Below are 11,485 nucleotides of genomic sequence, written 5' to 3' on the forward strand. Positions count from 1 at the left end.
GGCGCGGGTGGAGACCATCCAGGCCGACGCGATCCAGGCCGGGGAGTCGATCCAGTCGGTGGCCGCGGTGATCAACCGGATCAACGAGTACCAGGCCACGATCGCCTCGGCGGTGGAGGAGCAGAGCGCCACCACCCAGGCGATCAACTCCGGGGTGAACGAGGCCGCCAACGGCTCCACCGAGATCGCCGGGTCGATCGCGGCGGCCGCCCAGGCCGCCGCGACCACCGCCGGCTCGATGCAGCAGGGCACCGGCAGTGCCCAGCAGATCGCCTCGCTGCGGCAGGAGCTGAACTCGCTGATCGCGAGCTTCCGGCTGCCTGCCTGACTGTTGCCTGACTGCTGCCCAGCTGGTTCTCAGCCCATCATCATGTGGGCCTGCATCTCGGCCGAGTCCTCCTCGCTGAGCTGCGGCTTGCGCTTGGGCAGCAGGACCAGCGCCACCACGAAGGCGATCGCCACCATGCCCGCGGCCCACCAGAAGGTGTGCCCGAACGCCTCGGCCATCAGGTTCAGCATCTGCTGCACGGCCGCCGGGTCGGGGGCCTGCGCGTCGGTGGCAGCACCGGCGCTCTCCGGGCCCATCGAGCCCGCACCGGGGATCCGGTCGCTGATCGCGGCGGTCAGGATGACCACCATCACCGCGGTGCCGATCGAGGAACCGGTCTGCTGGATGATGTTCAGGGTGGTGCTGGCCTTGGCCACGGCGTTGCGGCGCAGGGTCTGCATGGCCCCGGTCATCAGCGGCATCATCGAGAAGCCCATGCCGACGCCCATCAGGAACAGGTAGCCGGACAGTTCCCAGTAACCCGTGTCGGCGGTGATCCGGGTGAGGCCGACGAACGAGAGCGCCACGCAGAGCAGACCGACCGGGGCGACCCGGCCGACGCCGGTGCGGTCGACCAGGGTGCCGGCGATCGGCATCGCGATCATCGCGCCCACACCCTGCGGGGCGAGCAGCAGACCGGTGTCGAAAGCGCCCTCCAGGCGCACCTGCTGGAGGTACAGCGGCAGCAGGAGCATGCCGCCGAACACCGAGATGATCATCAGCAGCATGGTCACCGAGGAGGCGGCGAACACCTTGTTGGTGAACAGCCGCAGGTCGATCAGCGCGTCGTCGCCGCGGCGCAGGGCGTGGGCCACGAACGCGGCCAGCAGCAGGGCGCCGGCCAGCATCGGGACCAGCACGATGGCGTGCCCGAAACCGCCCTCCTCGGAGGACTCGGCCAGGCCGTAGATGAGCAGGGCCAGACCGGGGGAGAGCAGGGCCAGGCCCAGCCAGTCCAGGCGGTGGCCCGGGGTCGGCACGTCCTTGGGCAGGATCCGGAAGCACATCACCAGCGCCAGGGCGCCGATCGGGGCGTTGATGAAGAAGATCCAGCGCCAGCTGAAGTCCTCGACCAGCCAGCCGCCGAGGATCGGGCCGAGGATCGGGCCGAGCAGCATCGGCACGCCCATCACGGCCATCACCCGGCCGAGCCGCTGCGGGCCGGCCGCGCGGGTCAGGATCGTCATCCCGGCCGGCATCACCATGCCGCCGCCCAGGCCCTGCAGGATCCGGAAGAAGATCAGCGAGGTGTCGTTCCAGGCCAGGCCGGACAGCACCGAGCCGACCACGAACAGGAAGATCGAGGTCATGTACAGGCGCTTGGTGCCGAACCGCTCCGCGCCCCAGCCGGTCAGCGGGATCACGGTGGCCAGGGCCAGGGTGTAGCCGGTGGCCACCCACTGGATCGTGGCCAGGTTCGACTCGAAGTCGTTGACCAGCTGCGGCAGGGCGACGTTGACCACGGTCACGTCGAGGATCGACATGATCGCGCCGAGCACGACGCAGGCCGCCACCAGCAGCAGGCCGCGGTCGAGGGCCTGCGGGTCGGTGGCCGGCTTCGCGGGCCCGGACGGATCCTGGGGGCCGCCGTTCGAGCCGGTGGCCGGGGTGCCGGGTCCCGGGCTCCCTTCCGGGCTGCCGTAGTCGGGTTCGGCCGCGTCACGGCCGGGTTGCGTGGATGACATGAAGGTCCCCGGGTAAAAGTGGAGAAGGATTTCCGGAACACGGTAGCGAAGCGGAAACCTGCTTTCCACTGACTTCCGGCCGTCCGGGCCCTCGTGTCCGCGCTGTTCAGGCCCGGTTCACCCGGCCCGGTCCGGCCCAACCGCTCGGCGATCGCACCGGCCCGGGTCCGGCCGTGCGCCCGGCCACGGGTGTGTGATGGCCCCTGTACCGCGTGGCGGTCCGCCGCGCGGCCGGGGGGAGGGCCGGATGGGGATCAAGGTCGGCGGGATCGAACTGTTCATGGGGCCGTCGGTGCTGGGTGGGCCGGACGACCTGGACTCCGTGGTGCGGGACTTCGTCGGCGGGGCCAAACGCAGCCTGGCCGTCGCCGTGCAGGAACTGGACTCCCGGCCGGTGGCCGAGGCGGTCCTGGCCGCCCGGGCGGCCCGGCTGCAGGTCCGGGTGATCCTGGAGGGCGACTACCTCCTCGAGTCCCGCCCCTCCGGGGACCCGTGGTCGCTCACCGGTGACCACGAGACCAACCGGGTCGTCCACGCGGCCCTGCTGCGGGCCGGGGTGGACGTGGTCACCGACCTGAACCCGGCGATCTTCCACCAGAAGTTCATCGTGCGGGACCCGGGGGAGCCGTCGGCCGCCGTCCTCACCGGGTCGGCCAACTTCACCCGCACCGACACCGGCACCAACGTTCCCGGCCAGGAGGAGTCGGCCGGGGTCACCGGCAACAACCTCAACCACGTGGCGATCCTCTACGGGCGCACGGCGGCCCGGACCTACCTGGCCGAGTTCGAGCGCATGCGGGCCGGCACGTTCGGTGACCGGCACGAGCGGGTGGAACCCCGGCCGGTCGAGTTCCGGCTCGGAAAAGTGCGGGTCAAGCCGGTTTTCGCGCCCCGTCAGGGGCCCGAGATGGAGATCATGAAGCAGATGCTGAAGGCGGCCACCAGCATCGACTGGGCGATGTTCACCTTCGCCAAGTCGTCCGGCATCGACGACACCATGATCCGCCTGGCGCCCGCCCTGGACCGGCTGCGCGGCGTCCTCGACCGCGGCCAGGGGGTGCAGCGCTGGGCGGCCACCGAGCCGCTGAAGGCGGCCGGGGTGGAACTGCACCAGAACCGGCCCGGCACCGGGGTGCGCAAGCTCCACCACAAGCTGATGGTGATCGACGAACGACTGGTGGTGATCGGCAGTTTCAACTACACCGGCCCGGCCACCACCCTGAACGACGAGAACATCATCGTGATCGGGGATCTGGAGGAGACCGACCCGCAGGCCGAGGCCGGGCAGCGCCGGATCGCGGCCTACGCGCTGGCCGAGATCGACCGCATCGTGGCGGATCTGGCCGAACCGGTCTGACCGCGCGGTGGGAGTCGGGACGGGCGCCTTCCCGGACGGGCGAGGCGGTTTCGCTCAACGAATGAGCCAGGCTGGTCCAGTGTCGGCCGAGGTCCGCCGGTCGCCCGGCTGTGCCCAGGTGCGCCCGTCGGTGCCCGCCTCCGATTGTTACGGCCCGGGTCCCTCCGGTGTCGTCCGTTTTTCCGATTCATCACAATCGGGTGACAGGAGGCCCACAGGACTGACATATGGGCCGAAGTAAGGGCAACCTTACTGGCCAGACGCCGTCCGAATGACTAACGTGCACCGAAATCCGCGGGTAGCAGGAAGTTTTCCGCCTACCGCCACGGACCGTTCATCCCGGGCCGGCGTCACGGTCCACCTGTTCTTCTGCTCCAAGCGTCTCTGCCTGCTCAGTAATCCCACCTGATCCGCCCTGATCCGCTGGTCCAGAAAGTGAGTCGTACCCGCATGACCGCTCCACTCGATGTCCCCGGGGGTGCCACCGAAGCCCAGCCGGAGGCCGTCCTCGCCGGTGGCGGGGTGGCCGTCCAGGGGCGCTCGCTCACCCAGATCGCCTGGCTGCGGCTCAAGCGCGACCGCTGGGCCCTGGCCGGCGGCGTCGTCGTGCTCTTCCTGATCCTGCTGGCGATCTTCGCGCCGCTGGTGGTGAAGCTGCTCGGCCACCCCCCGAACGAGTTCCACCCCGACCAGATCGACCCGAACCTGTCCACCCCGATCGGTCCCTGGGGCGGCATCAGCGGCGACTTCCTGCTCGGTGTCGAGCCGCTGAACGGCCGCGACCTGTTCAGCCGGGTGGTCTACGGTGCCCGGATCTCGCTGCTCATCGCGTTTCTCGCGACCGTGCTGTCGGTCCTGATCGGCACCGTGCTGGGGGTCGTGGCCGGCTACTACGGCCGCTGGGTGGACACCCTGATCTCCCGCACGATGGACCTGTTCCTGGCCTTCCCGCTGCTGGTCTTCGCGCTGGCCCTGGCCGGCGTGGTGCCGGACGCCGCGTTCGGTCTCAGCGGCGACGCGCTGCGGATCGCCCTGCTGATCTTCATCATCGGGTTCTTCAACTGGCCCTACATCGGCCGGATCGTCCGGGGGCAGACGCTGTCCCTGCGCGAACGGGAATTCGTCGACGCGGCGCGCAGTCTCGGCGCCCGCACGCCGTACATCCTGTTCCGCGAGCTGCTGCCCAACCTGGCCGCGCCGATCCTGGTCTACGCCACGCTCCTGATCCCGACGAACATCCTGTTCGAGGCCGCGCTGTCGTACCTCGGCGTCGGCGTGCGGGCCCCCACCGCCACGTGGGGCGGCATGCTCTCCGACGCCACCACCTACTACCGGGTCGACCCGGTGTTCATGCTCGTCCCCGGCATCGCGATCTTCGTGACCGTGCTGGCTTTCAACATCCTCGGCGACGGTCTGCGGGACGCCCTCGACCCGCGCGCCCGCTGACTGCGACCAGAGCTCGACGACTAGTGAAGGTGGTCCACAGATGAGAAGAAGGCGCACGATCTGCGCCGTCGCCGCGGCTGCCGCCCTGACCATGGGTCTGGCTGCCTGCGGAGGTGGGGACGACAGTTCGTCCAGCGAGGGTTCCGGCAACGGCTCGGCCGGCGCCGAGTTCGACGCGGCGGTCGACTCGGTCGTCAACGCGTCCGACGCCAAGGGCGGCACCCTGCGCTACGCGAACGAGGGTGAGTGGGACTCGCTGGACACCGGCGACACCTACTACGGCTACTCCTGGAACTTCGCCCGGTACTACTCCCGGACGCTGGTCACCTTCAAGTCGGCCCCGGGCGCCGAGGGCGCCGAGCTGGTGCCGGACCTGGCCACCAGCCTGGGCGAGTCCTCCGACGACGCCAAGACCTGGACGTACACGCTGAAGGACGGCGTGAAGTTCGAGGACGGCAAGCCGATCACCTCCGCGGACATCAAGTACGCGGTCGAGCGGCAGCTCGACAAGGAGACGTTCCCGCACGGGCCGACGTACTTCAACGACTTCCTCGAGGGCGTCAAGGACGGCTTCTCGGTCTACAAGGGTGACACCCTCGACTCGATCGAGACCCCCGACGACAAGACCATCGTCTTCAAGCTGAACCAGCCGTTCAGCGGGTTCGACTACTTCGCCGGCCTGGTGGCCACCGCCCCGGTGCCGAAGGATGCCGACACCGGCTCGAAGTACAAGGAGGAGATCGTCTCCTCCGGTCCGTACAAGTTCTCGGACTACCAGGACGGCAAGAGCTTCACCCTGGTCCGCAACGACCAGTGGGACGAGAGCACCGACGAGGTCCGCCCGGCCCTGCCGGACCAGATCGAGGTCGCGCTCAACGTCAACAAGGAGGACCTCGACCAGCGGCTGATGTCCGGTGACATCGACGTCGCGGTCACTCAGCTCGGTGTCGGCTCCGCCGCCCGCGCCCAGGTCCTGGCCGACCCGGAGCAGAAGAAGCTGGCCGACTCGGCGCCGCTGAACCGCACCTGGTTCACCTCGATCAACAGCGAGGTCGCGCCGTTCGACAAGCTCGAGTGCCGCCAGGCCGTGATCTACGCGGCCGACCGCACCGGTTACCAGACCGCGTTCGGTGGCGAGATCGGCGGCGGTGACGTGGCCACCGCGCTGCTGCCGCAGACCATCCCGGGTGCCCAGAAGATCGACCCGTACCCGGTCAGCGCGCCCACCGGTGACGAGGCCAAGGCCAAGGAGGCGCTGGCCGCCTGCGGTCAGCCGAACGGCTTCGAGACCAGCTACAGCTACCGCGCCGAGCGCCCGGCCGAGAAGGCCGCGGCCGAGTCGATGCAGCAGTCGCTGGCCAAGGTCGGCATCAAGGTGACGCTGAAGCCCTACCCGCAGAGCGACTACTTCGCGCTCTACGCCGGCAAGCCGTCCTTCGCCAAGAAGGAGAAGCTGGGTCTGCTGGCCAACGGCTGGGCGGCCGACTGGCCGGACGGCTACGGCTTCCTCGCCCAGCTGGTCGACAGCCGGGTGATCCGGGAGACCGGTGGCGCCTCGAACCTGAGCGTCCGGGACCCGGAGATCGACAAGATGATCGACGCCGCGGTCAACGAGACCGACGAGACCAAGCGTCAGCAGACCTGGGCCGACATCGACGCCAAGGTCATGGAGGGCGCCTGGGTGTACCCGGGTGTCTGGGCGAAGGTTCTGCTCTACCGGCCGGAGACGCTGACCAACGTGTTCGTCAGCAGCGGTTACGACGGCTACGACTACTCCGCGCTCGGCGTGGCGCAGGACTGAAAGGCAGTACCGAGAAAATGATGCACCGACGGCGGCGACCGGAAAGGACTGAGCAGTGACCGCGTTCATCGCACGGCGTCTGGCCGCCGCCGTCGTCATCCTCGGCCTGGTCAGCTTCATCACCTTCGCGATCTTCTTCCTGGTGCCGAGGCTGGCCGGGGCGAGTGCCGACGACCTGGCCTCGCGCTACGTGGGCAAGTCGGCCAGTGCCGAGCAGGTCCACGAACGTGCCGTGCAGCTGGGTTTCACCGACCCGGTGCACGAGCAGTACCTGGCCTTCGTGAAGGGGATCTTCGCGGGCCGGGAGTACGACCTGGGCGGCCCCGCACCGCTCGACTGTCCCGCCCCCTGCCTGGGGTTCTCGTTCATCGACCAGAACGCGGTGCTGCCGGACCTGCTCGACCGGCTGCCGGTGACGCTGTCGCTGGCCGCCGGCGCGGCGGTGATCTGGGTGCTGCTCGGTGTCGGCGTGGGCGTGCTCTCGGCGCTGCGCCGGGGCACGGTGTTCGACCGCGCGGCGATGGCGGTGGCCCTGGCCGGGGTCTCGCTGCCGGTGTTCTTCACCGGTCTGCTCGCCCTGTCGGTGTTCAGCTACACGCTCGACATCTTCCCCCCGGGCGGCAGTTTCACCCCGATCACCGAGAACCCGTTCGACTGGGCCTACTCGCTGGTCCTGCCCTGGTGCACGCTGGCCTTCCTCTACGCGGCCGGCTACGCCCGGCTGACCCGGGCGGGCATGCTCGAGACGATGAACGAGGACTACATCCGCACCGCCCGGGCCAAGGGCCTGGCCGAGCGTACGGTGGTGCTCAAGCACGCCCTGCGTTCCACGCTGACCCCGGTGCTCACCATCTTCGGCCTCGACCTGGGCCTGCTGATCGGCGGCGCGATCCTCACCGAGTCGACCTTCTCGCTGCCCGGTCTGGGCACCTACACGGTGCAGGCGATCTCCAGCAACGACCTGCCCAAGGTCCTCGGGGTGACCATGCTGGCGGCCACCTTCGTGGTGCTCGCCAACCTGGTCGTCGACATCCTCTACGCGGTGGTCGACCCGAGGGTGAGGCTCTGAACCATGGAACAGGAACTGATCGACATGCCCGCCGAGGCACCGAAACCCGAGCGCCGGCGTCCGTTCCTCGACGTCCAGGACCTGCGGATCCACTTCCCGACCGACGACGGTCTGGTGAAGTCGGTCGACGGGCTGTCGTTCTCGCTGGAACGCGGCCGGACCCTGGGCATCGTCGGTGAGTCCGGCTCGGGCAAGAGCGTGTCCAGCATGGGCATCATGGGCCTGCACCGCACCACGAACGCCCGGGTCTCCGGCGAGATCTGGCTGGACGGCGACGAGCTGGTCTCGGCCAGCGCCGACTTCGTGCGCCGGCTGCGCGGCCGCAAGATGGCGATGATCTTCCAGGACCCGCTGTCCTCACTGCACCCGTACTACAAAGTCGGCGCCCAGATCATCGAGGCGTACCGGCTGTACAACGACGTCAGCAAGAAGGCCGCCCGGCAGCACGCGATCGACCTGCTGGGCCGGGTCGGCATCCCCGAGCCGACCTCGCGGGTGGACGACTACCCGCACCAGTTCTCCGGCGGTATGCGCCAGCGCGCGATGATCGCGATGGCGCTGGCCTGCGACCCGGAGCTGCTGATCGCCGACGAGCCGACCACCGCGCTGGACGTGACCGTGCAGGCCGGGATCCTCGAGCTGATCCGCAGCCTGCAGCAGGAGTTCAACTCCGCGGTCATCATGATCACCCACGACCTCGGCGTGATCGCCGAGGTGGCCGACGACGTGCTGGTCATGTACGGCGGCAAGGCGGTCGAGCACGCGCCGGTGAAGGACATCTTCAAGGCCCCCGAGCACCCCTACACCTGGGGCCTGCTCAGCTCGATGCCGCGGATGGACCGGGTCCGGGCCGAGCGTCTGCTGCCGGTCCCGGGCAGCCCGCCCAGCCTGATCAACCTGCCGTCCGGCTGCGCCTTCAACCCGCGCTGCCGCTACGACGACCAGACCGACGGCCGGGCCCTCACCGAGGTGCCCGAACTGAAGGCGGCCCCGGGCAAGCCCGGGCACAGCGTGGCCTGTCACCTGCCCGCCGAAGTACGGCGGAAGATCTGGTCGGAGGAGGTGTCACCGAGACTGTGAGCACCACGGTTTCCGAGAGCCCCTCCGAAGAGGGCAACGTCGGCAAGTTCGAGAACAACGAGGTGCTGCTCGAGGTCAAGGGCCTCAAGCGGCACTTCCCGGTCAACCGCGGAGCGGTGTTCCGCCGTCAGGTGGCCGCGGTCAAGGCCGTGGACGGCCTCGACTTCGCCGTGCGCCAGGGCGAGACCCTGGGCCTGGTGGGCGAGTCCGGCTGCGGCAAGACCACCACCGGGCGGCTGCTGACCCGGCTGGAGGAGCCCACCGAGGGCTCGATCACGCTCGAGGGCAAGGACATCGCGCACCTGTCCCGGGGGGCCCTGCGCCCGCTGCGGCGCGACGTGCAGATGATCTTCCAGGACCCGTACTCGTCGCTGAACCCGCGGCACACCGTGGGCTCGATCGTCGGGGCGCCGTTCCGGCTGCACAAGACCCTGCCGAAGGACAAGATCAAGCCGGCCGTGCAGGACCTGCTCAAGCTGGTCGGGCTCAACCCGGAGCACTACAACCGCTACCCGCACGAGTTCTCCGGCGGTCAGCGCCAGCGCATCGGGGTGGCCCGGGCGATCGCCCTGCGGCCCAAGCTGGTGATCGCCGACGAGCCGGTCTCCGCGCTCGACGTGTCCATCCAGGCCCAGGTGATCAACCTGCTGGAGGACCTGCAGAACGAGTTCGGCCTGACCTACGTGGTGATCGCGCACGACCTGTCGGTGGTGCGGCACATCTCCGACCGGGTCGCGGTGATGTACCTGGGCAAGATCGTCGAGATCGCCGACCGGGACGCGCTGTACGAGCGGCCGATGCACCCGTACACGCACGCCCTGCTCTCGGCCGTGCCGGTGCCCGACCCGGACGTACGTGCCGACCGGGAGCGGATCCGGCTGCGCGGTGAGGCACCGAGCCCGCTGAACCCGCCCTCGGGCTGCCGGTTCCACACCCGGTGCTGGAAGGCGCAGGAGATCTGCAAGGTCCAGGAGCCGCCGCTGGAGCACAAGGCCCCCGACCAGCAGGTGGCCTGTCACTTCCCGGAGAACGCGCCTACGGACCGGCTGAAGGCCCACCCCGTCCGCCCTGCCGAATAAGGGTTCCTGCGCTGCGGACCAGGGCGGCGTTCCCGGTGACGGGTTCGCCGTCCGGTCCGGTCAGGGTGTCTTCCAGGCCGATCCGGGTGTCCAGGCCGCGGGCGGCGGCGTGCCGCAACACCGGCCAGCACGCCGCCTGCTCACCGTGCAGCAGCACGGGCACTCCGAGCGCTTCGGGTCGGCCGAGCTGTCCAAGAATTTCATCGGCCTCGGAAACCGCGTTCTCCGGCCGTACGCCGATGATCTCGACCAGCACGCGGAGCAGACCGGGCAAGGGCTCGCTCAGCAGTTGCTTCGCGTCGCGGGTGGTCCAGACTCCTGCCTCCACGCCGATTCCGGTGTTGTGCAGGATCCCGGCCAGTTCGAGCGCGCTGGGCTCGGACAGGTTCACCGACGCGAAGTCGGGGCGCTCGGCCGAGCGCAGCACGACCCAGCCGCGCACCAGCTCGGCCCGCGTCTGCACGTCCCGCGCGGTGATCCACAGCCCGGTCGAGACCCCCACCGGAACACCGGGGCAGGCCTCGCGAACGGCGGTCACCGCCGCTGCAACGTCCACCGCCAGCAGAGACTCCCGGCCGTCGTCGCCCCGTGGATGCAGGTGCACGGCATCGGCCCCGGCCTCCACCGCCTCCTTGGCTGCCCGAGCCAGCTGCGAAGGGCTGACGGGGAGCCCGGGATGCTCCGACGCGGTGCGCGAGCCGTTCAGACAGACCTTGAGCATCACTGGTCCACCAGCAGGGCATCCCGGACGAGCAGGGCGCTGGCCCGGTCGGGCGCGGCAATCATGGGTAGAGCGTTGCCGCCGCCGACCTGGAACGGGTTTCCGTCCATACCGATCACCACCCCGCCGGCCGCCTCGTGCAGCTGCACCCCGGCCGCGTGGTCCCAGGGCGCTTCCCAGGGCAGCAGCATGACGGTGTGCCGGCCGGCGGCCAGGTCGACGTAGTTGAGCCCGGCGTAGTCGAAGAACGTGGACGAGACCCCGGTGGCGAACAGCGCGTGGAAGTTGGGCCGCTGCGGCTCGGGCCACCAGCGCGGGCGGGGGAGCACCAGATCCAGATGACGGAGCTGGTCGGCGGCGGGGGCCACCCGGAGTGGTTCGCCGTCGACGAAGGCGCCCCGCGCGCTGCCCGTCGCCATGAACCCGAGCACGGGGGCGTGGATCCAGGAGGCCAGCAGCCGGCCCTGCTGGGCCAGCCCGACCATGATCGAGAACCGGGGCGAACCGGTGGCGAAGGCCTCGGTGCCGTCCACCGGGTCGATCACCCAGACCGGGTCCGGGCCCTGGAGCAGATCAAGGACGTCCGGGTCGGCGTGGACGCCTTCCTCACCGACCACTTTCGAACCAGGGACGATCCGGGTCAGTTCCCGGGTCAGGTACTCCTCGGCGCGTTTGTCGGCCACGGTGACCAGGTCGCCCGGAGCCTTCTCCTCGATGTCGCCGGTGGCCAACGCCCCGAACAGCGGCACCACCACCTCGGTGGCGGTGCGGCGGACGACTTCCTCGACTGCGGCGATCCCCGTCTCGTCCAGCATGCCCCCATGCTCGCAAACCCGACGCGACCGCGTCCGGTGCTCACGAGCGTCCACAAGCTCTTACCCACAAAAAACGCTGCGGCCCCGGCTCGAGAGCCAGGGCC

The 11,485-nt window shown here is 69.7% G+C and carries 9 protein-coding genes and 1 pseudogene; 7 read left to right on the forward strand and 3 right to left on the reverse strand.

Going from position 1 to position 11,485, the window contains the following annotated elements:
• Window positions 1–328 (forward strand): annotated as a pseudogene (locus LWF15_RS34940) (methyl-accepting chemotaxis protein); the annotation flags it as partial.
• Between the two features lie 29 nt (window positions 329–357).
• Here the strand turns inward: LWF15_RS34940 and LWF15_RS34945 are convergent.
• Window positions 358–2,013, reverse strand: coding sequence for a DHA2 family efflux MFS transporter permease subunit (locus tag LWF15_RS34945; protein ID WP_232815294.1), 1,656 nt, complete (start codon window positions 2,011–2,013; stop codon window positions 358–360).
• Between the two features lie 247 nt (window positions 2,014–2,260).
• Here LWF15_RS34945 and LWF15_RS34950 point away from each other — a divergent pair, with 247 nt between their 5' ends.
• The 6 genes from LWF15_RS34950 (at window position 2,261) to LWF15_RS34975 (ending at window position 9,845) form a co-directional block, all read left to right on the forward strand.
• Entirely contained in the window at window positions 2,261–3,370 is a 1,110-nt protein-coding gene (locus LWF15_RS34950) for a phospholipase D-like domain-containing protein (RefSeq protein WP_232815295.1), read from the forward strand.
• Window positions 3,371–3,820: 450 nt separating this feature from the next.
• Window positions 3,821–4,816, forward strand: coding sequence for an ABC transporter permease (locus LWF15_RS34955; protein ID WP_232815296.1), 996 nt, complete (start codon window positions 3,821–3,823; stop codon window positions 4,814–4,816).
• Window positions 4,817–4,856: 40 nt separating this feature from the next.
• Window positions 4,857–6,617, forward strand: coding sequence for an ABC transporter substrate-binding protein (locus LWF15_RS34960; protein ID WP_232815297.1), 1,761 nt, complete (start codon window positions 4,857–4,859; stop codon window positions 6,615–6,617).
• Window positions 6,618–6,672: 55 nt separating this feature from the next.
• A complete protein-coding gene (locus tag LWF15_RS38020) occupies window positions 6,673–7,686 on the forward strand; it encodes an ABC transporter permease (protein ID WP_232815298.1) in 1,014 nt (337 codons plus the stop codon).
• A gap of 3 nt (window positions 7,687–7,689) precedes the next feature.
• A complete protein-coding gene (locus LWF15_RS34970) occupies window positions 7,690–8,766 on the forward strand; it encodes an ABC transporter ATP-binding protein (protein ID WP_232815299.1) in 1,077 nt (358 codons plus the stop codon).
• Window positions 8,767–8,828: 62 nt separating this feature from the next.
• A complete protein-coding gene (locus tag LWF15_RS34975) occupies window positions 8,829–9,845 on the forward strand; it encodes an ABC transporter ATP-binding protein (RefSeq protein ID WP_408624658.1) in 1,017 nt (338 codons plus the stop codon).
• Here LWF15_RS34975 and LWF15_RS34980 read toward each other — a convergent pair.
• Both LWF15_RS34980 and LWF15_RS34985 read right to left on the reverse strand, forming a co-directional pair.
• Window positions 9,802–10,566 (reverse strand): 3-keto-5-aminohexanoate cleavage protein, encoded by a 765-nt coding sequence (locus tag LWF15_RS34980; RefSeq protein ID WP_232815301.1) that lies wholly within the window; start codon window positions 10,564–10,566, stop codon window positions 9,802–9,804. The two genes, LWF15_RS34975 and LWF15_RS34980, sit on opposite strands and share 44 nt — an antisense overlap.
• On the reverse strand, window positions 10,566–11,381 hold the full coding sequence (locus LWF15_RS34985; protein WP_232815302.1) for an inositol monophosphatase family protein: 816 nt from the start codon (window positions 11,379–11,381) through the stop codon (window positions 10,566–10,568). The genes LWF15_RS34980 and LWF15_RS34985 overlap by 1 nt, the downstream gene beginning before the upstream one ends.
• Between the last annotated feature and the right edge of the window lie 104 nt (window positions 11,382–11,485).

The sequence above is a fragment of the Kineosporia rhizophila genome, from assembly GCF_021277265.1.
Lineage (GTDB): Bacteria > Actinomycetota > Actinomycetes > Actinomycetales > Kineosporiaceae > Kineosporia > Kineosporia rhizophila.